This is a genomic window from Thermococcus sp. JCM 11816, from assembly GCF_055396515.1.
Map to the genome: position 1 here is coordinate 2,059,002 of NZ_AP043741.1, position 20,622 is coordinate 2,079,623.

At 51.4% G+C, this 20,622-nt stretch carries 27 protein-coding genes and 1 tRNA gene; 13 read left to right on the top strand and 15 right to left on the bottom strand.

Features of this window, described 5'->3' with window-relative positions:
- Positions 1 to 19: 19 nt before the first annotated feature.
- From ACZ5TN_RS11505 to ACZ5TN_RS11545, 9 genes are all read right to left on the bottom strand, one after another.
- On the bottom strand, positions 20 to 1,087 hold the full coding sequence (locus tag ACZ5TN_RS11505) for an SPOUT family RNA methylase (RefSeq protein ID WP_464916769.1): 1,068 nt from the start codon (positions 1,085 to 1,087) through the stop codon (positions 20 to 22).
- A gap of 15 nt (positions 1,088 to 1,102) precedes the next feature.
- Entirely contained in the window at positions 1,103 to 1,528 is a 426-nt protein-coding gene (locus ACZ5TN_RS11510) for a type II toxin-antitoxin system VapC family toxin (protein ID WP_464916770.1), read from the bottom strand.
- Positions 1,525 to 1,791, bottom strand: a complete 267-nt coding sequence (locus tag ACZ5TN_RS11515) for a hypothetical protein (protein ID WP_232500564.1) — start codon at positions 1,789 to 1,791, stop codon at positions 1,525 to 1,527. Before ACZ5TN_RS11515 ends, ACZ5TN_RS11510 begins: the two co-directional genes overlap by 4 nt.
- 63 nt (positions 1,792 to 1,854) lie before the next feature.
- Entirely contained in the window at positions 1,855 to 2,457 is a 603-nt protein-coding gene (locus tag ACZ5TN_RS11520; RefSeq protein WP_011250205.1) for a 30S ribosomal protein S3ae, read from the bottom strand.
- Positions 2,458 to 2,472: 15 nt separating this feature from the next.
- A complete protein-coding gene (locus ACZ5TN_RS11525) occupies positions 2,473 to 2,730 on the bottom strand; it encodes a KEOPS complex subunit Pcc1 (RefSeq protein WP_011250204.1) in 258 nt (85 codons plus the stop codon).
- Positions 2,708 to 4,141, bottom strand: a complete 1,434-nt coding sequence (gene gan / locus ACZ5TN_RS11530; RefSeq protein ID WP_011250203.1) for a GINS-associated single-strand DNA-specific exonuclease — start codon at positions 4,139 to 4,141, stop codon at positions 2,708 to 2,710. Before gan ends, ACZ5TN_RS11525 begins: the two co-directional genes overlap by 23 nt.
- Positions 4,142 to 4,171: 30 nt before the next feature.
- A complete protein-coding gene (locus ACZ5TN_RS11535) occupies positions 4,172 to 4,627 on the bottom strand; it encodes a 30S ribosomal protein S15 (RefSeq protein ID WP_011250202.1) in 456 nt (151 codons plus the stop codon).
- Between the two features lie 68 nt (positions 4,628 to 4,695).
- Complete coding sequence (locus ACZ5TN_RS11540; RefSeq protein ID WP_464916771.1) at positions 4,696 to 5,610, bottom strand: LAGLIDADG family homing endonuclease; 915 nt, start codon at positions 5,608 to 5,610, stop codon at positions 4,696 to 4,698.
- Positions 5,611 to 5,712: 102 nt separating this feature from the next.
- A tRNA-Met gene (locus ACZ5TN_RS11545) sits at positions 5,713 to 5,790 on the bottom strand.
- A gap of 93 nt (positions 5,791 to 5,883) precedes the next feature.
- Between ACZ5TN_RS11545 and ACZ5TN_RS11550 the strand changes: the two genes are divergently transcribed.
- Genes ACZ5TN_RS11550 through ACZ5TN_RS11560 form a run of 3 tightly spaced genes read left to right on the top strand, consistent with a single transcriptional unit; the run spans position 5,884 to position 8,805 of the window.
- A complete protein-coding gene (locus tag ACZ5TN_RS11550) occupies positions 5,884 to 7,044 on the top strand; it encodes an aconitase X catalytic domain-containing protein (protein WP_464916772.1) in 1,161 nt (386 codons plus the stop codon).
- 9 nt (positions 7,045 to 7,053) lie between these two features.
- A complete protein-coding gene (locus ACZ5TN_RS11555) occupies positions 7,054 to 7,455 on the top strand; it encodes a DUF126 domain-containing protein (protein ID WP_011250199.1) in 402 nt (133 codons plus the stop codon).
- A gap of 39 nt (positions 7,456 to 7,494) precedes the next feature.
- Complete coding sequence (locus ACZ5TN_RS11560) at positions 7,495 to 8,805, top strand: site-2 protease family protein (protein WP_464917652.1); 1,311 nt, start codon at positions 7,495 to 7,497, stop codon at positions 8,803 to 8,805.
- An 8-nt stretch (positions 8,806 to 8,813) separates the two neighbouring features.
- On the opposite strand, the gene ACZ5TN_RS11565 is transcribed toward ACZ5TN_RS11560, so the two are convergent.
- A complete protein-coding gene (locus ACZ5TN_RS11565) occupies positions 8,814 to 9,365 on the bottom strand; it encodes a hypothetical protein (protein WP_011250197.1) in 552 nt (183 codons plus the stop codon).
- A gap of 119 nt (positions 9,366 to 9,484) precedes the next feature.
- On the opposite strand from ACZ5TN_RS11565, the gene ACZ5TN_RS11570 reads away from it, so the two are divergent.
- The 7 genes from ACZ5TN_RS11570 to prf1 all read left to right on the top strand — a co-directional run bounded on the left by ACZ5TN_RS11570 (position 9,485) and on the right by prf1 (position 13,802).
- On the top strand, positions 9,485 to 9,928 hold the full coding sequence (locus tag ACZ5TN_RS11570) for a class III signal peptide-containing protein (RefSeq protein WP_054839989.1): 444 nt from the start codon (positions 9,485 to 9,487) through the stop codon (positions 9,926 to 9,928).
- Between the two features lie 43 nt (positions 9,929 to 9,971).
- On the top strand, positions 9,972 to 10,373 hold the full coding sequence (locus tag ACZ5TN_RS11575; RefSeq protein ID WP_054839990.1) for a hypothetical protein: 402 nt from the start codon (positions 9,972 to 9,974) through the stop codon (positions 10,371 to 10,373).
- A 93-nt stretch (positions 10,374 to 10,466) separates the two neighbouring features.
- A complete protein-coding gene (locus tag ACZ5TN_RS11580; RefSeq protein ID WP_464916773.1) occupies positions 10,467 to 11,150 on the top strand; it encodes a hypothetical protein in 684 nt (227 codons plus the stop codon).
- A gap of 29 nt (positions 11,151 to 11,179) precedes the next feature.
- Positions 11,180 to 11,575 carry a type II toxin-antitoxin system PemK/MazF family toxin gene (locus ACZ5TN_RS11585; protein ID WP_011250193.1) on the top strand — a complete coding sequence of 132 codons (396 nt, stop codon included), beginning with the start codon at positions 11,180 to 11,182 and terminating at the stop codon, positions 11,573 to 11,575.
- A 108-nt stretch (positions 11,576 to 11,683) separates the two neighbouring features.
- Positions 11,684 to 12,244, top strand: a complete 561-nt coding sequence (locus ACZ5TN_RS11590; protein ID WP_054839992.1) for a hypothetical protein — start codon at positions 11,684 to 11,686, stop codon at positions 12,242 to 12,244.
- Positions 12,245 to 12,253: 9 nt separating this feature from the next.
- Positions 12,254 to 12,490 carry a pro-sigmaK processing inhibitor BofA family protein gene (locus ACZ5TN_RS11595; RefSeq protein WP_054839993.1) on the top strand — a complete coding sequence of 79 codons (237 nt, stop codon included), beginning with the start codon at positions 12,254 to 12,256 and terminating at the stop codon, positions 12,488 to 12,490.
- A gap of 64 nt (positions 12,491 to 12,554) precedes the next feature.
- Positions 12,555 to 13,802: a peptide chain release factor aRF-1 gene (gene prf1, locus ACZ5TN_RS11600; protein ID WP_464917653.1), complete on the top strand. Its 1,248-nt coding sequence runs from the start codon at positions 12,555 to 12,557 to the stop codon at positions 13,800 to 13,802.
- Position 13,803: 1 nt separating this feature from the next.
- On the opposite strand, the gene ACZ5TN_RS11605 is transcribed toward prf1, so the two are convergent.
- The 3 genes from ACZ5TN_RS11605 to ACZ5TN_RS11615 form a co-directional block, all read right to left on the bottom strand.
- A complete protein-coding gene (locus ACZ5TN_RS11605) occupies positions 13,804 to 13,998 on the bottom strand; it encodes a type II toxin-antitoxin system RelE family toxin (protein WP_143598755.1) in 195 nt (64 codons plus the stop codon).
- A gap of 73 nt (positions 13,999 to 14,071) precedes the next feature.
- Positions 14,072 to 14,296 carry a DUF5646 family protein gene (locus ACZ5TN_RS11610; protein WP_011250189.1) on the bottom strand — a complete coding sequence of 75 codons (225 nt, stop codon included), beginning with the start codon at positions 14,294 to 14,296 and terminating at the stop codon, positions 14,072 to 14,074.
- 63 nt (positions 14,297 to 14,359) lie between these two features.
- Positions 14,360 to 15,238: a dihydrodipicolinate synthase family protein gene (locus ACZ5TN_RS11615; RefSeq protein ID WP_011250188.1), complete on the bottom strand. Its 879-nt coding sequence runs from the start codon at positions 15,236 to 15,238 to the stop codon at positions 14,360 to 14,362.
- A 103-nt stretch (positions 15,239 to 15,341) separates the two neighbouring features.
- On the opposite strand from ACZ5TN_RS11615, the gene ACZ5TN_RS11620 reads away from it, so the two are divergent.
- Complete coding sequence (locus tag ACZ5TN_RS11620) at positions 15,342 to 16,418, top strand: AAA family ATPase (protein WP_464916774.1); 1,077 nt, start codon at positions 15,342 to 15,344, stop codon at positions 16,416 to 16,418.
- Here ACZ5TN_RS11620 and ACZ5TN_RS11625 read toward each other — a convergent pair whose 3' ends face one another.
- On the bottom strand, positions 16,419 to 18,347 hold the full coding sequence (locus ACZ5TN_RS11625; protein WP_011250186.1) for an arginine--tRNA ligase: 1,929 nt from the start codon (positions 18,345 to 18,347) through the stop codon (positions 16,419 to 16,421).
- 69 nt (positions 18,348 to 18,416) lie between these two features.
- On the opposite strand from ACZ5TN_RS11625, the gene ACZ5TN_RS11630 reads away from it, so the two are divergent.
- Positions 18,417 to 18,695 carry a lipoate protein ligase C-terminal domain-containing protein gene (locus ACZ5TN_RS11630; protein WP_011250185.1) on the top strand — a complete coding sequence of 93 codons (279 nt, stop codon included), beginning with the start codon at positions 18,417 to 18,419 and terminating at the stop codon, positions 18,693 to 18,695.
- Positions 18,696 to 18,700: 5 nt separating this feature from the next.
- Positions 18,701 to 19,249 carry a stage II sporulation protein M gene (locus ACZ5TN_RS11635; protein ID WP_464916775.1) on the top strand — a complete coding sequence of 183 codons (549 nt, stop codon included), beginning with the start codon at positions 18,701 to 18,703 and terminating at the stop codon, positions 19,247 to 19,249.
- Here ACZ5TN_RS11635 and ACZ5TN_RS11640 read toward each other — a convergent pair.
- Positions 19,196 to 20,299, bottom strand: a complete 1,104-nt coding sequence (locus tag ACZ5TN_RS11640) for a DUF354 domain-containing protein (protein ID WP_011250183.1) — start codon at positions 20,297 to 20,299, stop codon at positions 19,196 to 19,198. The genes ACZ5TN_RS11635 and ACZ5TN_RS11640 overlap by 54 nt on opposite strands.
- Between the last annotated feature and the right edge of the window lie 323 nt (positions 20,300 to 20,622).

Here is a 20,622-nt window from a genome sequence, read left to right on the forward strand (position 1 = left end):
GCCGATTTAGATAAAAAGATCAGGAAGAGTCCTCGGCTTTTTCTTCACTCTTCCTGAGGAACTCTTCATAAACCTCCCAGAGGGAGACCAGCGTCGCTGGTATGCCGTGCTCGGTCGCAAACGTCATGTAAGGTGCTAGGTCAACCACGTAATCGGCAAACCTGAAGAGGCCCCTCGGGATGCCTTCCCGCGAACCAATGAATATGACTACTTCCTTGGCGTAGTGCATGTCCTTTGCCAGTTTCTCTTTGACCTCTGCTAAAGTAGGTCCCTTAGGATCAGTGATTATCAGGAGTCTTTTGTTCCTTCTCTTGTCCCTAATGACCTGGTAGAGATCCCACACAGACACGGGAACCTTCTCGACTTTCCAGGGATAAGCCTCCCTCTGTATCTGGTACCTGCTCTCCTGGCCTATCTTGATGCCCCTGAGAAATTCCATCAGCTCGTAGGCGTCCATTTTCTCCTTAGGTGCTATGATGAGTTCTTTGACCTCAAAGGCCTGGGCCGCCCTGCCGATCTTCTCACCGAACTTCCTGCAGGCCTTGTAGTCGCCCCAGTAGGGCATCTGGACAAGGGTAACCTTGGAAAAGAGCTTCCTGGCGTCGAACTTGTCTGGAGTGTATTTTCGGTATTCCTCCCCTGGAAGAACCGAGATGAACGCCCTATCCCCTATTATCTCAACCTGGACTACCTTGTCCGGCCAGCTCAGGTTCACGTCCGCATCGGTGAGCTCCTTGATCCTCGCACCTAAAACGCGGTTGACATCGATGCTCGAAAAGTCGTGCTTTCCGCGCCTCTTGGTCTTGACGGCGAAGGTTTCATCTTTACTTATGAGACTGGCTATTTCATCGGCGGCTTTCTCTATCTCCTTCAGCTCCGCATTCGTCTCGACAAGGACGGGTATAACGCGCTCCACTTCAGGTATTTCAAGGAGTTTTTCCTCAGCGTTCTCATCGTTGGTTTCAACTATTACAAGACCCGAATAACCCATGGGAGAAGCCCAGACTTCAGCGTTGGGAAGGGCTTCTCGGATGTAGTTCCCAGCAACGGACTCCATGCCCCTCTGAGTCTTGACGAGAAACTTCAAGGTATCACCTCCCGGTTATGGTACAGTCCTAAACCCATGAACCTTAAATTCAGAGTCAAACGTGAAAGCTGTTTTCAGGCCGAGCCTTTCCATGATCGCAAAGCTGAGGGAATCGAAGAGGTCAATACCCCTCTGGTCGCGATACTTAAAGAAGAACTCCCAAGCCTTTCTCCAATCTGCCTCCGTTTCGTTCTCAATGTACACGAAGCTGCTAGAGGTTAGGGCATCGTAGTTTTCCTTAGCGATCTCCTTTCCATACCTCTTGGATAGGCCGTTTAAGTACTCCATGAGCACTGGCCTTGAGAGGAGAAAGAGGTTCCCGGACTCGAGGGCCTCCCTCAGGTAAGATACAGCCCTTTCATGGTTCTTGTCATTTCTGTTGAAGAGGGCTATGAGCGCACTCGTGTCAAGGTAGATAACTTCTGGCACCGGCCTTTTCATTCGGTAAGCCCCCACTCCTCGTCTTCGCTGGCGTTCTCCTCAAGCTCCCCCTTTCCAACGATTTTCCAGATGGGGTCGTTTTTCGCCTTTTGTTTAAGCTCTTTCTCTTCAATCTCGACGTACTTCTCAATCGCCTCCTGCAAAAGTTCTTTGAGCGGTTTTCCAGTTCGGATGGAAATGGACTTCAGCATGAGGTAGAGCCTCTCATCTATCTCGGCTTGAATGTGCTTTGTGGCAGATCCCATGACCCTATCACCCAACATGAATACGGCATGGAAGCATATAACGTTTCCGAGAATAGAACCAAAAGAGAATTGAAAAAGCCTTCAGGCGGAAGGCTCGGCGAGAACCTTTATCTTCCTGACCTCGGCGCGCTTGATCGGGTATATCTTCCTCGCTTCCTTCGCTATCTCGCTGGCTATCTGACCGTTGACAGACTGGAGAACGAAGTCAGCGAAGTTGAGCTCCTCGGCCTTCTTGTAGATGATGTCCTGGATGATCTTCCTGATTGCCCTCTCCTGGCTGGTCTGAATCCTCCTGTAGGCGATGACCATGCCCATGACGCGGAGCTTGTAGCCGTCCTTGGTGGTGATGTTGAATATGCCGTCAACCCTGGTGGTCCTCCTCCTGACGAGGGACCTTATGTAGCTCCTCGCGAGGGTGTGGCCCTTGAACTTGGTGTAGGCGTTCTGACCCTTGACGTCGTAGACCTGGAAGTAGAGCTTGACGTGGCCCTTGGTGAAGTCGCCGGTGAGGTCCTTCAGAGTCGTTTCAATAACCCTGCCTATAACCTTCTCAGGGTCGTCAGCGGGAGTGAGGCCTATCTCCTTGCTCCCAAAGAAGTCGGGAGCGTAAACGATGTACCACTCTTTCATCTTCCACTTATCCTTAGCCGCAGCGGCCCTCTTCCTTGGGTTACCTCTTGCCATCTTAACACCTCCAGTTCACACCTCTACGCTATCTTCGGCGATTTTGACCGAAAACACAATATCATCGAGCGCTTTGATGAGGGTGTCAATCTCACCCGAGTATTTAACCTTTGTTATGACGTCTCCATCAACCCATCGGGTTTGCACATTTAAACTTTTCTTTAGTTCCTCGGGCATGCTCTCGTTGTCCACCTGGATTGCTTCAGCTATTGCCCTCGCCTTGGCATCATCGCCGTAGTGCCAGACTATCTCAACCCTCGCCTTCACTTCCACCGCCCTTCACCTGCCTCCCGAGGGCTTCGTTGAAGAGCTTAATGAACTCGTCTATCCTGTTCTTCGGGAAGCGTATGCCCGCGGCTATGGCGTGTCCACCGCCCTCGCCGCCAAGTTTTTCGGCAACCTCTTTCAACGCTTCCCCAAGGTGGTAGCCCTTCTCCAGTGCCTTCTCCGTGGTTCTGGCAGAGCCTTTTACCAGGTTCTCGTCCTCGTCGCTGTCGGCTAGAACTACCACGGGTTTCTCTGGGTCAGCCAGACCCGCGTTGATGGCCATGTTGGCTGCTATTCCAACGAGAGTGTCCCGTATGTTCTTGCCAGCGTAAAAGACGTAGGCGTGCTCCCCCTCTTCGACCATGTTCCAGTTCTGGATTATGAACTTCCTCGCCTCTATCTGCTCTTTTTTGTAGTCGTCGAGCATCTTTCTGGCAACTTTGTAGGCTTCCTCGTCGCCCAGGCAGATAGCAACTCCCAGCGTTCCGGCGTTCAGCCTTCCTGTGGCGTTGAGGAGCGTTGCGAACTCCCTCGCCTCATGTCTTACGTCCCCCTCAGGGTAGAGCGGGCTTATGACAACGTCACCAATGAGCCTGTCTATTGCTTCCTTCGGTGCTCCGTGCTTTATCATGTGGACGAGGAGGGCCTCGTGGAGCTTTCTCTTTTCCTCTTCCCTCAGCTGCCAGTACTTCATTTCAGGGTCAAAGCCTTTGGCGCGGAGCCATTCTATTGCCTTCCTCTCGTCTCCCGTTATCTCCGGGATTTCAGGATTGGTAGCGTAGGCGAGCATCTGATAGAGCGGCCTGCTCTCCCTTCCAAAGAGCCTGAGTTCTTTCCTGACTTCGAGAATACCCAGCTCCTTTCCGTCCTCTATGATTTCAAGGTTGAGTCCGTGAAAAGTCCCGTCTATCTCCTGCATATCCCCAACGGCGCCGACGATGGCTACGTAGGCCATGTCCCTGTTCTTTCTGTTCATCTCCCTTGCGACGAAGTAGGCCACCCCAGAGCCGCTCAAGTCCCTAACGCTGTTTGCTCCGAATGGAACCGGATTAACAAGGACGTGGGAGTCCGTTGAGAACGAGTCCTTCTCGGGTGGGTGGTGGTCGGCAACGACGACGGTGGCAAAGTTCAGCTTTTCTTCGATGAGTTCAATTGAGCCGCTTCCGAGGTCGCTGAAAACGTAGATTTCTCTCTTTTCCCTCGCCAGCTGGTCTATAAGCTCCTCGCTCACCTGCTTGACGATGCTGAGCTGGAAGGTTCCCCCTTCCCTCGCAACGGCCTTCGCAAGAATCGCACCTGCCGTGATGCCGTCAGCGTCCCTGTGGGAGATGAGCCTTATCGTGTGACCTAACTCGATATGCATCTTAATTAGCTCGGCCCCTTCCCTAACGCGCTCCAAAAAAGCCTCCTTATCCACGCGGCATCACCGGAAGAAGAAGGAAAGGGATCAGCGGACCAGGAGCTTGGCCTGCTCTGGGTCGTAGCGCCACTTGGCTGGGAGCTTGCCAGTCCTGCGGTAGTACTTGACGAGCCTCCTGATCTTGCTCTCGATGAGCTGAAGGCCCCTCCTTGAGTGCTTGTCCTTCGGGTGCTGCTCGAGGTGCTTCCTGAGGTTGACGGCCCTCCTGATGAGGAACATGAGGTCCTCTGGAATCTCCGGAGCGAGGCCGTTCTCTTCGAGTATCTTGGTTATCTTCTTGCCGGTTATCAGCTTGACGCTCGGAATGCCGTACTGGTCGCGGAGAATCGTGCCTATCATGGCCGTGCTGTAGCCTTCCTTCCTGAGCTTGACAACCAGAGCCTCGACCTCTTCCGCCGTGTACTCGACCCAAGCCGGCGGAGCGGTCCTCGGTGGCCTCTTTGAACCAGACTTACCCCTCTTTCTCGCGTGTATCCTCGCCATATCATACACCTCCCGGTGACGGCCAGCTCCCGCCAGCCGCCCCTTCGCATCGGCGTTGCGGAATGAGTTTAAAAAGGTTTGCCCCGCTCCCGATACTCCCTACCAACTTTAATGTATCTCTCCTTCCAACGCATAGTGGCATCGTTGGGACAGCATTCCAGAAGAGAGAGCGCATACTGCAGTTTTTGAGTTTTTCTTTCTGCAGTGAATCCAATTTCCTCGTGGAACCGTTTAATGTCCATTAATCTGGTTATTCGCAGGCCAAACATATCCACATTTGATTTATACTCCCGTCCTCGTATAACAACCCTCTGACCTTTAGAATACATCTTGAATATCGCGGATGTTATCTTGAATTTTGTCTCGAGCAACTTCCTTGAAAATTCGAGCAGTTTCAGATTCGAGTTCACAGCCTCCACATAAACTCTAAATCTTTTACCAGCAGAGACCACCGGAAAACCTTCACTGTCAAAGAAACCCCTCAAAAACTCCGCAGGATACAACTCTGCTACCTCAAATAGGAATTCAATGGGATTTTTCAAAAATCCATACAAAGCCTTGCTGGAGCCTTCAACATAAAAACGATTAACTCTCGTGGAATCGTTTTCAAATCCAAAGACGGGATGCAATCCCAGCGTCTTCAGAGCATTGTAAAACGCCTCAGCAAATTCCCTGTCTACAACCTTGAGCTTTATTCGGTATTTTCCGTTATCCTTGTTATGAATGCTTCCGTCTCCCAGATAAACACCAATCACGTACGAGAGAGCTGGGGACGGGCTCAAATTCACATCGTTTATTTTGTTGAATGGGTCGTGTGTTCCCTTGCACCATCTACTGATGGTAGGTCGGGAAACGCTAACATCATATGCCTCAGCGATCTTTGATGAGATGGCTGAATAACTAAGCCCCTCTGAACCGAGAGTTCTTGCATAGTCCATAATCTCTTTGAGTTCGAATACTGATAAATCTCGCAACCTTCTCATTATTACTACTTAGCAAGATGTATGTATAAACTTTTCGAAAATTATGCTGAACAATAAACATCATGGGGGAACAAATACCAGAAGAAATGCACAAAAATAGACTGGTAGCGGGGCGAGGATTTGAACCTCGGACCTCCGGGTTATGAGCCCGGCGGGCACTCCTAGCTGCCCCACCCCGCTGCTCGACCCGTTAGTTAGTGAACAGTGGAGGGTTTATAAATTTTGCGGAGGCGGTTTTATAACTTTTCCAGGTCAAATTATGCCGGTGGTAGAATGTACCTGACGAAGGAGGAGGAGCTAATTTTAGCGGGAGAGTACGGCTATGCACTGCAGAAGGCGATGGAGATACTCGTTGCCCTCGGCGACATCTACGGTGCTGACAGGCTCATCCCGATAAAGAGCGCCCAGGTGGCGGGAGTCTCCTACAAGAACATCGGTGATGCTGGAATCGAGTTCCTGAGGGACTTTGTAGAGGCTGGAGCGAAGGTCAGTGTTTACACAACCCTCAATCCGGCGGGAATAGGCGACGACGAGTTCATGGAAAAGCAGATGGAAGTCCTTGAGCTTTACAGAAAGATGGGCATTGAGGTCACATCTACCTGCACCCCGTACTACGGCGCAAACCTCCCCAAGTTCGGGGACCATATAGCCTGGAGCGAGAGTTCAGCTGTCAGCTTCGCCAATTCTATTCTGGGAGCTAGGACGAACAGGGAAGGAGGGCCGTCTAGCCTCGCCGCTGCCATCGTCGGCAAAACTCCAAACTACGGCCTCCACCTCGATGAGAACAGGAAGGCAACGGTTATCGTTGACGTTAAAGCTAAGGTAAAGACCTTCGCAGACTACTCGGTTCTCGGCTACCACGTCGGCAAGACCCTCGGAAACGACGTCCCCTACTTCAAAAACCTAAAGCCTGAAAAGACCGAGTTCCTCAAGGAGCTCGGCGCCGCGATGGGGGCTACCGGCTCGATAGCCCTCTACCACGTTGAGGGAGAGACCCCTGAGTACAGGGAGGCTATAACTGACAAACTGGAAACGATAACCGTTGAGGACTCTGACCTTAAAGCCGTTAGAGAATCCTTCCAGGACGACTGGAGTGAGATAGACATGATCCTGATTGGCTGTCCTCACGCTTCCCTGCCGGAGGTCAAGGAAATAGCAGAACTCCTGAGAATGCGCGGGAAGCCCCTCAAGATACCCCTCTTCATAACCGCCAGCAGGGCCGTGAAGGCTTTGGCGGATGCCCTGGGTTATACTGAGATAATCGAACGCTACAACGGGAAAATCATACCCGATTCATGTTTCGTCGTCTCGCCGATAAAGGGATGGTACAGGGGGATAGCCACGAACAGCGGAAAGTCGGCCTTCTACTTCCGTTCCTTTGGCTTCAGCGTACGGCTTGACGGCGTTGAGAACCTGATAAAGGAGGCTCCGTGAGGTGGTAACATGAAGCTCAAGGGCAGGAAAATCGTTGGGGGCAAAGCGGAGGGAGAAGTTATAGTCTCCAGGAAGCCCCTCTCCTTTCTCGGCGGCGTTGATCCCGAGACGGGCATCGTGACTGACGCCGAGAGCGACATCAGGGGTCAGAGCATAGCGGGAAAAATCCTCGTCTTCCCGAGGGGCAAGGGCTCCACAGTTGGTTCCTACGTTATCTATGCCCTCAAAAAGAACAACAAAGCCCCGAAGGCGATAATCGTTGGCGAAGCCGAGACTATAGTTGCCACGGGCGCGATTATATCAGACATTCCAATGGTTGACGGTGTGGATGTCTCAAAGCTCAAGACCGGGATGAAAGTCCGCGTCGATGCCGACAGCGGAGAGGTCGAAATCCTTGAGGATGGGGAGTAGGTTTTTAACTTTCTCCCCAATTTCTTTTGGGAAGTGAAAATGCCGAGGGGAATATACGAGTGCGTAAACTGCGGCCACAGGGAAGTCCTGGATTCCACCGAACCCGTGATTGAGAGGGCCTGTCCCAAGTGCGGCGGCGACATGATACTAGTGGGCTATGCTGTAAGCGGTGTAGAATCTCCGAACGTCCGTTCTGGGAGGGAGGAAGTCCCAGCTCCCGAGGGGAGTGGAGTTTCTCCCGGGGTTGAAGTCCCGAGAGAATCTCCTCACGGTCTTCCCCCGGAGGTCGAGGCAAGGCTAAATGAGTTCTACTCTCTGAGGTTTTACGGCTTTGATGGGCACGTGGCGGTCTTTGAGGTTCTCGACATCTACGAAAAAAACTTTGAGAGGGTTCTCAGGGAGCTTGAGAACCTCGGCTACTGGGCGGCCCTTAAGAAGAGGGACGGTAGAGTCGTGCTCTTCGTCTTTCCCGCTGGAAAGATACCCCCCGACAATCCATGGCTTCCCTGGCTTTTCCTCGTGCTTACAGTACTCTCGACGTTCTTCGCCGGCTACTACCTGGCGCTCAACTACATCGCCACCCTTGACCACTACGGCCTTCCAGGCCTTAGAAACCCGTATATAATTGCGCTCTCCTTCTCGGTCAGCGTGATGGCCATAATAGGCACCCACGAACTCGGCCACAAGATTGCGGCCACCTACCACGGCGTTAAAGCGACGATGCCCTACTTCATACCTTTCCCAAACATCCTCGGGACGTTGGGAGCCGTGATAAGGGTGAAGTCACCGCTCCCTACCAGAAACGCCGCCATAGACCTCGGCGTCAGCGGGCCGATAGCGGGCTTCCTCGTCGCCGTGCCCGTGACTGTGCTCGGTCTGAAGCTATCCGTGCTGGTGCCCATGAGCATGGTGCCATCAACGGAGGGCGGCCTCTACTTCGGAACCAACCTGCTCTTTGAGGCCCTCCAAAGGCTGGTGCTCAACGTACAGGGCGATTACGTGATTTTCCTTCATCCAGTAGCCATAGCTGGCTGGGTCGGAATACTGGTTACCTTCCTCAACCTAATCCCCGTCGCCCAGCTCGACGGCGGCCACATCCTTAGGGCGTTCATCGGCGAGAAGGCGCATAAGATGATAACCTACGCCGCAGCTCTGCTCCTCGTCGGGATGAGCTATCTCTGGAGCGGCTGGCTGATATGGGCCATACTGATAATCTTCATAGGTTCCGCTGGCAACCCGGGGGCTCTCGACGAGGTCAGTCCCGTTTCAAAGGGCAGAATAGTTCTAGCACTAACGGCGCTTGTGATATTCGTGATTACAGCAACTCCAAGGCCGCTCTGGACGGCTTAGCCTTTCAATTATTTTTCCTTTAGTATCTGCTGGATGTCGTAGTATATCGAGTCCCTCGACACTCCGAACATTCTGGCGAGTTCTGAGATGTTCAGTACCTTCGGGTTGTAGTTGAACTCCTTGAGAACCCGTGCGATGAGTCTCCGCCTTTCTTCCATCGTGAATTCCTCGAAGGGTTTCTGCTCAGTGGGGGCGTTGTAAACGGCAACAGCGACGCCGTAGGCCCTCCTCGTAACGGGGGTTACGTAGGTGCCGACCTCGAAGTCCACAACCTCAGCGTTCTTCGGCAGCTTCGAGTTGAGAATCTCCAGGGCTTTGTTGAGGGCATCGGCCCTGTTCTTACCAGTTGAATGTTCCGCAATGATGCCCTTTAACATATCTTTCTCGTCGTCTATGAGCACCGTAACTCCGAGGTTCATAAAAGCTCCAAAGCTCAGGGAAATCTTTGCGGATGATATGAATCCGTGGGTTGATTGGAGGGCCTTATTTGATAATTCAACCACAGTGCTTGTACAATCCTCAATACTTGCAGATTCATGCTGGAAATTAAGCAACCTCATGCCACCACCCCTGCTGATTACACAATATTGAAGGCCTCACCCTCAAATTTGGGTAGAAAGCTATATAAGGGTTTTTGGATTGAGAATGGGGTGAAGTAACCCTTCGGAGGTGTTGTGGAATGTTCAGACTCAAGAGGAGGAAGGGCCAGGGTGCCATCGAGTACCTCTTCATGATCGCGGCCGCCCTGGTTATAATCCTGATAGCTGTGAGGTACGTCAGCCAGAGCGGAAGCCAAGCCCAGCAGACTGCAGATATATCTCAGCTTCAAGCCCAGGTTGAGATGGTCAAAACGAGGCTTGTTGGGAGTGGCATATGGAATGACGACTATGCTGTTGTGAGTGACAGTACTCTCCTTAAGATCGGTGTTGCTCAGAAAGATGATAATGGCAAGGTTACAGGAGTGAGTAAGGTGATAGCAACTGCCAACATAGACAAAAGCTCAGACTGGGCTTCATACACTAAGCTTCCTACAACCCTTGGCCAGATTTATGATGACTGTCAGGGTGGAGACGAGGCTGCATGTAATCTGATTCTTGACCTTTCGGATGCTAAGAAGAGCTGATGTTGGAGTTTGTTCCCCTTTTATTTTCTCCGAGGTGTGTCCAATGAAATCTCCAGCTCAGTCTTCTCTCGAATACGTCTTCATGCTCGGCACTGCTTTCATTCTGCTTTTCATCACGCTCTTCGCCTATAACACAGGGTACATACCAAACGCCCTGAGAACCAGCGAGCAAGTCAGTTCCCTCTCCCTCCAGAACTCCGCACAGTACATCATCGTCCAGCTCAACGCAACCGGGACGTGGGAAAACATCAAGTCCAAAGCCGTCTCCCTCTCGACCTCAAATGGAAAGACCACCTGCACAGTCCAGGGCACTTCCTACTCCGGCGACTACTCAAGTGCGATTAACTACGACGCAAACGGCAAGAACCTGGGACAGATTTACGACGACTGCATGGCTGGCAACGATGAGGCGTGCAAGGTAATAATCTGCGCGCTGGGAAGCTAGGGAGCTGGATAACTGCAAAACTTATTTAAGCATTGCGTTGATACCACCCATTGGAGACAGAAACTATTGAGGGTGATCCTTGTGTGCGCCCAAGTGGCGAGGGAGTACTATACATTCTGGCAAAGGTTTTTCAGAGACGTTCCTCTTCTCATGTTCACAGACATCACATCGTTATCAGACGTATTTGAGAAAATACGGGCGCAAATAGATGAAAACTCCGATGAAATCCTGCAAAAACTTCTACAGATCACTCCCGAGGAGGCAACTAAAGAATCCTACGAAAGAGCAATAGGGGATATCAACAACATTATCCTATCTGAAACATCCCCCTTCTTGGACGAACTCATGGAGGCCGCGGAAAACAGCTACATAAACCCAGAAGAAGTCAAAGAGGAAGTGCTCAATATCTTAATCCCCGAGATTGTGGAACTCCAGGCCCAGGTGAACGAATCGAACAGAAAACTATGGGAAAAGGCATTAAGCAGGGACAACCTAACCGAAGAGGAAGTTAAGCAGTTTGAAATCCTCGACAAATTCTTGTCCCTGGAGGCGAACCTCCTTGGGATAATGGTGGAAAACAGGGATTTCAACACCATAGAAGAACTAATCGGATACTTCCTCCTCCTGCTTCTGAGAGTGCTGAAAATTGTCGAAGAGGAAAGAGACCTAGCTGAACTTGAAAAAGACTTCAAAATCGTCGCGGAGAAAATAAAGTCCCTAAATCCCGAACCAAGGACAATAGACGACTACTTCATTGACGAACTTCTGGAAGACTGACTTTCTTTGAAGCCAGAGGAGGACGAAACATGCTGGAACAAGGTGAAATATGGACGGCACCGTTTCCTTACTATGAACTCCAGGGTAACAGCCAAAAATTCGTTTTAAAAGACAAAATAAGGCCTGTCATAATTGTCTCAGAGAATAAATTCAACTCAGATAACTTGGACGTTATAGTTTGCCAGGTATCCCGCCACAAAGACTACCGAATACTAAGCCTACCTCCTGAACTCAAAAGGAGGGTGATAATAATCTCCAACTCTAACCTAGTGCCTGGAACGGGAAGGCTGAGGAACATAAGCATCATCAAGCCGTTCAAATTGTTCACCCTTCCCAAGGACATCGTTCTAAACGGAAAGCTAATCGGAAAACTCGACCGGCCGACACTCAAACAACTACTATCCAACATCCACAGCCTCTTTTAATCCCCGAACCTCAAACACTAAGCTCGCTCGCCTTGAAGGGCAAAGCTTTCAAAAAGAAAAGATAAACCTTTAAATCTCCTTTCTCCAAATCCCCTTAAGGTGGTGGCGATGGCGTTCCTCTCATTCGGCTCCAAGAAGGGTAAGGTTCAAAAGATGCTGGAGGAGAGCCAGTTCGAACTCCTTCTCCAGGAGGCAGTAAAGGACAAGAAGATCAGGGAGGCCCTCTTTGAACTTCTCTCCTCGAACAACCCGGGTGTTGTTGGAGATGCCCTGCTAACGATAACGAACCTCGTGGAAAGCAACCCTGATGTTGTCAAGGGTCATTTTAACGAGGATACCTTCAGGAAAATCCTTGGCCTTACGGAATCTAGAAACCCCTACGTCAGGGAGAACGCGATGACGCTGGCTTATGCTATCGTCAAAACCTATCCGGAGCTTCTCGACAAATACAGGGCCTGGATTGTGGATGAACTCAAAAAACAGCTTGAAACAGGGGACAAAAACCAGAAAGGCTTTGCTCTCATGATCATAGGTGAGCTCGGCCTGCGCGAGCTGTCAGAGAAGGTCCGGGAGTTCGTGGACGTCGAGGACAAAGTGATACTTCCCTTCGAGGGCAAGAAGTGGGTCAAGCTCGGAGATATAGCAAAGGAAGCTCTTGAAAAGCTTTGAGGTGAAAGAATGCTGGAGATTTTAGTTCTTCTTTTCCTAATCATAGCGGTTGGATGGGCCGTCACCAAGCTGACCCTGGCAATAATCAAGTGGCTGGCCCTGAACACGATAGCTGGCCTGCTCATACTCGGCCTTCTCAACTTCCTTGGCATCACTCACGTCCAGCTCAACCTTCTGAACCTTTTGATAGTCGCTATCGGTGGAATCCCGGGTGTTTTCATAGTCATCCTGCTATCCCTTCTGTAGCTCCAAACCTTTATAAAGACCCTTTTCGTGCCTATTTCAGCGAGAGAAGTTAGGGGTGATGCTCATGTCTCACAAGTCTGCCGAGATGTACGAACTCAAGAAGAAGGTCGAGGAGCTGAAGAGCTATCGAGGCCGCGCAACCGAGCTCGTCAGCCTTTACATCCCGGCCGGCTATGACATAAACAAGGTCATGCAGCAGCTTAGGGAGGAGTACGGGACCGCTCAGAACATCAAGAGCAAGTCAACTCGAAAGAACGTCCTTGGTGCACTCGAAAGAGCGATGCAGCATCTCAAGCTCTACAAACAGACCCCCGAGAACGGCCTGGCTCTCTTCGTCGGAAACGTGAGCGAGCAGGAAGGTGTGAGCGACATAAAGCTCTGGGCTATCGTTCCACCCGAGCCGCTCAACGTCAGGCTATATCGATGTGACCAGACCTTCGTTACCGAGCCCCTTGAGGAGATGCTCCGCGTTAAGGACGCCTACGGCCTTATAACCGTCGAGAAGAACGAGGCGACTATAGGTCTCCTCCGTGGGAAGAGAATCGAGGTCATAGACGAGCTTACCTCCAACGTCCCCGGAAAGACCCGCGCCGGTGGTCAGTCGGCGAGGCGTTACGAGCGCATCAGGGAGCAGGAGACCCACGAGTTCATGAAGAGGATTGGGGAGCACGCCAACAAGGCTTTCCTGCCCCTCCTTGAGAAGGGTGAGCTCAGGGGCATAATCATAGGCGGTCCTGGTCCGACGAAGGAGGAGTTCGTTGAGGGAGATTACCTCCACCACGAGCTCAGGAAGAAGGTCATCGGCGTTGTTGACATCAGCTACCACGGTGAGTACGGTCTAAGGGAGCTTGTTGAGAAGGCCAGCGACATCCTCAAAGACCATGAGGCAGTTAAGGAGCGTCAGCTCATCCAGGAGTTCTTCAAGCACCTCGTCAAGGACACGGGAATGATAACCTACGGTGAGAAGGAAGTTAGGAAGGCCCTTGAGCTCGGCGCCGTTGACAAGCTCCTAATCAGCGAGGGCTACGACAAGGTTCGCGTCAGGGCGAAGTGCAACAACTGCGGCTGGGAGGAGCTCAAGACAATGAGCGAACAGGAGTTCCACGTTTACAAGAAGCAGTTGACTCACTGCCCCAAGTGCGGAAGCCAGAACATAACCTTCGAGAAGTGGGACGTAGCGGAGGAGCTTATAAAGATGGCAGAGGAGAGCGGGGCGGATGTCGAGATTATCTCCCTCGATACCGAGGAAGGCCAGCAGTTCTACAAGGCCTTTGGGGGTCTTGGCGCGATTCTAAGGTACAAGATTCAGTGAGCTATTTATACGCTTCCCCTCTTCTTTTAAGCCGATGGATTAGTATAACTCTCTCTTCCCAGTTTACTGAGTAGATAACCCGGTATTCACCGAGTCTAACTCTGTATATATCCAGATCATCGGAACCCTTCAGCTTTGCGATATCAAACCTGTCCCTCGGAACGGCTTCATACTGAAGAACGTCCTTCAGCTCCAGAAATCTGTTGAGATTGGCTTTGGCATTTTCTTTAGCTCTTTTATGACTTCCTTTCTGATTTTAACTCTGAACGTCATTCTTCATCCTCCAGGATTTCATCGAGGTCTTCGGCATCAATCCATTCCTCGCTTTCCTCCTTGAACTTTCTCGCTTCCATTTCTATCTCTCTGAGCTCCTCCTCGGGGACTTCGTCCTTCACAAGGGGAACGAGCATAGACTCAAGTCTTTGGATGTGAACCTTGAGCCTCTCCAGTTCAGAGAGAATATATTCAATGCGTGCATCAGTAGTCCTTTCCATACTCTCACCGTCTAGTGGTATCTACAGGAGGTATTTTTATGTTTCGACTACTTTTTTCTTGGCTTACAGAACCTCTAAGAGGAGAGCCCTCACCTTTTCTTCAACTTCCTTTCCATCCATAGTGTAGGGCGGCCTGAGGACGGGTTTTATCGAGAAGCCCCTGACTCTCATTGCGAGCTTTATAGCCGATCCAAACGACGAGGCGATGTCATAGACCTTTGAGAGTTTAGCCAGCTTTCTTGAGTATTCAAAGGCCTCCTCAAAGCGCTTCTCGTTGAAGGCCTTGTAGAGGCGTAGATGAAGCTCTGGTGCAAAGTTCGCGCACGCCATTATTCCGCCATCGCCGCCGAGGATCAGCGTGTTGAGGAAGTGCTGGTCGAGGCCAGTGAAGACCCTGAAGTCTTTCCTTTCTCCCTTCACATCGAGAATAATGTCCCTTATGTAGTTCACGCTGTCTAGGGTGGCCTTAATGCCGGCAATGCTTGGGTACTCTATGGTGAGGCGCTTGACGAGTGGAACGCTCAGCGAGTTCGCACAGGCGGGGATGTTGTATAGTATGATTGGGATGTCGGTTTTCTCCGCTATCATTGAGTAGTGCCTGAATAGTGCCTCCTCGGTGAGGGGACAGTAGTATGGGGGCGCTATCACGGCGTAGTCTGCGCCAATATCCTGGGCGTGCTTTGTAAGTTCAATGACCTCGAGGGTGTTCGATGATGCCGTCCCCACGAGGTAGAACGCTGAAGTTACAAGTTCCCTGCCCTTCTCGGCCAAAAACCTTCTCTCCTCCTTGCTGAGGCTCGTAAACTCCCCGGTAGTCGCGTTTATGAATATTCCGTGAACCCCGACCTTCTGGAGGTAGTCGAGGTGCTCTTCGAGAGCTGGTACGTCTATTGAATAGTCCTCTTTGAAGGGCGTGACAATGGGGACTATAACGCCACGCATGGAATCACCGGGATAAAGTACGTCTAAAAGGGTATTTTAGTGTTGGTATTGCACGAAAACCTTAAGTATCGGTACCGATACTTAGTATCGGGGGCGATACCTAATGCTGTTTGATCCAAGACCTAAAGAAAGAAGGGAGGAAATCTTTGACAGGGAGAAAGAACTTGAAAGTATACTTAACGGAATGAACGAATATCCGATAAGCCTCATTATCGGGATCAGACGCGTGGGAAAAAGCTCCCTATTGAAGGTCGCCCTGAACGAGTACTCCGGTATTGGAATTTACATGGACACCCGCCGCCTCTATTCCGCTGGTAGCGGCAGTATAAGCTCAGCTATGCTCGTTGACGAGATAACCAGGATACTCCTCGGGAAGGGCAGGGTTGGTTTCCTTAGGGGGATTAAGGTGGAGGAGATAAACCTCCTAGGCCTTCACTTAAAACCCAGGGAATCAACCTGGGTTGATGTTCTGGATAGGCTGGAGCAGTTCGGAAGAAAGACTGGAAAGAAAGTCGTCATTGCCTTCGACGAGGCTCAGTACCTCCGTTTCTTTGGTTCACGAGGGGGTAAAGACTTCCTCGCAGGAGTAGCTTATGCCTACGATTCACTCCCAAACATCAGCTTCGTGTTCACAGGTTCCGAAGTGGGCCTCCTCCACGACTTTGTTGGAATTGACGACTATTCCAGCCCCCTCTACGGCAGAATATCAGAGGAGATCGAGATAAGGCCGTTTCCCAGAGAGCTCTCAGAGGAATTCTTGAGGAGGGGATTTGCAGAAGTTGGAGTTAAAGTTCCTGAAGATGAGATAAGAAGAGCTGTTGACGAGCTCGATGGTATCCCCGGATGGCTCGTTGAGTTCGGATTCAACTACTGGAAGAAGGGAAGCTTTGAGAAAGCTATAGAGACAACCATGAACAGGGCAAAGGCCATGATAAAGGAGGAGCTCTTTGAGTTGGAGAAGCGCTCCCCCCGCTACGCTTTGATTTTAAAGGCGATCTCAATTGGACTTTCAAGGTGGTCTCAGATAAAGGACTATGTTGAGGCCAAAGGCGGTCCGATAACCAACGCACGCCTCAACAGCCTTCTCGTGAACCTGGAGAAAATGGGTTGGATAAAGAAGGAAAACGGCCGCTACCACATTATAGACCCGGTTGTGGAAAAAGTGATTAAAGAGGACTGATCACATCCTCTCCGGCGCCTTTATTCCGAGAACATCAAGTCCGTTCCTGAGAACCTGCTTTACAGCCAAGACGAGGAGCAGGCGCTCCTCTCTTATTCCCTCCTCGGCCTTGAGCACTGGGTGGTCCATGTAGAACCTGTTGAAGAGCGAGGCCAGTTCGTTGAGATAAGCTGGAACGAGATGGGGCTTGACGTCCCTGCCAGCGCTCTCCAGAACCTCCGGGAACTTCGCGAGGAACTTTATCAGCTCCTTCTCCCTGTTTGTCAGCTTTGAGAAGTCCGCCTTCTCAAGCAGGGCATTCCAGTCAGTCTCCACTCCGCTCTCTTCGGCCTTCCTGAGGATAGAGGCACACCTTGCATGGGCGTACTGGAGGTACGGGGCGCTGTCTCCCTCGAAGTTGAGGACATCTTCCCAGCGGAAGGTGATTACCTTGTCCGGGCTGTACTTGACGAGGTTGTAGCGGACTGCCCCAACGCCAACAGCCTCGGCTATCTCATCTTTCTCCTCATCGCTCAGGTTCGGGTTCTTCTGCTCGACAAGCTCCCTTGCCCTCTGGACGGCCTCGTTGAGGACTTCATCGACGGTGAAGCCGACCCACGTTCCCTTCCTTCCGGAGAACGAGCCTTCAGGTCTTACCACGTGCTCGTAGGCCAGGTGGTGGAAGTTTTCAGCCGCATCCTCAAAGCCAAGGAGCTGGAGCGCGTACTTTATCGCCATCTGCGGGTGCTTCTGCTCGGCGCCGATGACGTTGATTACTATATCAGCCCTTCCGAACTTTCCGGGCATCTCCTTTCCGTCGGGAGCCGTCGTCCAGGTCTCGTGGTCCTCAACCCTGTCCCAGAGCTTGTAGAGCATGTCGGCTTTGACCTTGCCAAACTTCCAGAGGTGGTAGGCTATGTCCTTGCCGGTATAGGTTGCCGTCCCGTCGCTCCTCCTCAGAACGAGGAACGGGTTCTTCATATCAGGGAAGAGCTTTCTTAAGTCCATCACGAAGGCTCCCTTGTACTTGCCCTCCGTCGCCCAGAAGAAGTTCTCGTTCTTCTCTATCAGCCCGTAGGCCTCGCCGAAGATCCCGCTCTTCATTATGTCGCTCTCCCAGCTGAGGAGGTCGTAGGTTATCCCCATGCGGTAAGTGGTGAGCATCTGCGCCCTGACAACGCGCTCGGCGAGCTTCCTTCCAACCTCGGCTATCTCGTTGTCGCCCTCTTCGAGCTTCTTCATCAGCTCGCGGACTTCCTTATCAACCTCTGGGTTCTCCTCAAGTTTCTTGTTGACCTCAACGTAGAGCAGGCCCATTACATGGTCTATGAAGTCCTCCTTCAGGCCCTTCTCGCGTAGCTCCGCTTCAATCCTCTCAAATTCCTCCTTCAGGTTTAGGTAGCCCCATAGAACCTGGGCGAACTGAACGCCGAGATCGTCAATGTAGTTCTGAACCTCGACGGTGTAGCCGAGCTTCCTCATTATCCTCGCCATCGTGTCGCCGAGAACGGCGTTCCTCGCGTGCCCCATGTGGAGCGGCTTTGTCGGGTTCACAGAAGTGTGCTCAACTATGACCTTCTTTCCACTCCCGAGTTCACTCTCGCCGTACTTCTCGCCCTTCTCGAGTATTTCCCTCACAAGGGCCTTTCCAAAGAACTCGTAGTCGAGGTAGAAGTTTATGTAGCCGTTCACGGCTTTAACGTCCCTTATTTCTTCTGGGAGCTTTTCCTTCACTCTCCCAACGAGTTCCTCGGCTATAAACTTCGGCGCCTTCCTGAATACCCTGGCCAGCTGGAAGGACACTGCCGTTCCAAAGTCGCCCAGCTCGATGCTGGGGGTGTCATCAAAGGTTATCTCACCGTCCCATTCCTTTCCAGCCTCATGGAGCATTTCATCAAGAGCTTGACGCAGTGCGAGCCTTACCCTTTCCTGAACTTCTTTGTAAACCATCCTCACCACCGGCCCAACTACAACCCAACCTTTAAAAACTTCTCCCGCGAGCTTACTAAGGGGATGGGTATGAAGCACCACGTAGGTGAGCACAAAGCTAAGAAGGGCCTCATAAGGATAGAGTTCGACGAAAGGGATGGAAGGGCTGAAAACGTCAGGATAACGGGAGATTTCTTCATTCATCCCGAGGAGACTGTTCATGAACTTGAAAGCAGGCTTGAAGGGCACAAGCTCGAAGAGCTGGAGGGGATAATAGACGAGTTCTTTGCCATGAGGCTTGACGTCGAGATGCCTTATATAAACGTCGAGGACTTCAAGATAGCGTTGAAGAAGGCCCTCGAAGGGTGAAACCCGTGGGGAGAATTGGCAGGTATTTCCTCTATCTACTGTTGGCACTCTTCGCTGGCATAGCTGCGGGTCTGGCATACGTGAGGTTCCAGCCGGGAATGGCCTTCGAATATATGGAGCGGCTTGCCAGACAGTTTGGAAGTATCTCCGAGAACCCGTTCAGAAATTTTGTGTGGATATTCCTCAACAACGCCAGGGTTGCGCTTCTGGTGGTTGTGGCGGGTCTCTTTTTTGGTGTTGGTTCTGGTTTTGTGATATTTGCCAACGGGTTCATAGTCGGACTTGTCGTCGGCGTGCTCAAGGAAGAAGGAATCCCAGTAAAAACTCTCATTTTGGGCCTTGTGCCACACGGGATTGTAGAAATCCCCGCGATACTCCTGGCCGGAGCGGCAGGTATGTGCTGGTACCGCAGGATTATGGAGTCAGAAGATAAGGGAAAAGGCCTCAAAGAGGGTGCCCTCCAGGCTTTGAGGCTTTACCTTATAGTCTTGCTGATGCTCTTAATCGCTGCGTTTATCGAGGCTTACATAACTCCCAACGTTGCCGGCCTCTGATGAGACGAGGAAAGTTCCCTCGGTTTCATATGTTTCTATCTCCTTCAGGATTACCTCCATTGGGTTCTCAAGCCCCGAAACAACGCTCCGGATGTAGTTCCTGTAACTGCCGTTCATTTCTATCATCCTTTCCGCCACTGTGGCAACTTCCAGGGGATCCGTTGAGTGGAACTTTACCCCAAGCTCAACGAGCCACTTGGTAACGGCGAGCAGTTTTCCAGGGTAAGTGGAGATCGTTGGAGTCCCGAGGGCTATTGCCTCCCTGTTCATCGTTCCCCCTGCTCCTATCATCAGTCTGGCGTAGTAAAGAAGGCTCAAGCTGTCCACGGGCTTTTCTGGCATTATGACGTTGTCAAAGCGCTCAAAGCGCTTCCTCTGCTCTTCAGTTCTCGGGAACAGGACTATTGGGATGTCTGGAAGAAGGGGTATGACGTCCTCAAGAATGCTCTTTATGTCGCCGTTGAAGTAGTTGGCCTTTATGGGTTCGGTGCGCATAACGATGTACCCGTTGCGCTTCACCCCAAGCTCTTTCAGAACCTTTCTCTCGGGCTTAAAGCCGTAGAGGTGGGCTAGCTCGGAGAATCCGTTAACGGGCCTCATGCCGTTCGGGTCTGCACCGCACTTGATCAGCTCATAGGCATCAATAGCTCTTGGATACAGGAGCAGTTTTGTGAACGGGGCTATGAGCTTGTTCTGACCAATCGCGGTCTCGTTGTCAATGAAGCCTATGCTGGGTACCTGGAGGCCAAATGCAACCCTTGGAGCTTCTGCGGAGTGCTTGTAAATCGCCAGGTCGGGCTTTTCCTCTATTATGAGCTTGCTGAGTTTGTAAACCCTCTCCGAGCTTGCCAGAAGTTTTCCTTCAAGAGTAGCCCCTCCGTGCTTCCCGACGACGTAGTAGTCAAAGCCGAGCATATCGAGAATTCCGGTCAGGCCGTCAAACTCCCTCGTGGTGATTATAATCTCATAGCCGGACTTCTCAAGCTCCCGTATCAAGCCCTTGAAAAAGTGAGCGTGAGGCGCGTTGGTTATATCCACCCAGACCTTCATTCTACCACCATCCAATAACTGGACGCATCTGTCCATTATAAGGGTTTCCAAAAAACCGTTGTGAAGGCGTTTTTTTCTGTGTCCTCAACTCTTGCTTTTGATTGAAAAAGCTTTCTAACCCTTTCTTTGGATGAAATTGGCTGTTAAATGTCTTCCTTCAACTACACCCAAAATCCGCTCAGGTTTTTGAGAGGCTGGCATTTCTAACTAACTTATCACACCCTAAAACATTTTCACAACCGTTGGCTGGAAAAGGCTTTTATTCCGTCCAGGATAGCTCCCCCCGGTGGTAGATGTGAAGGAAATAGCCGTAATCGGGCTCG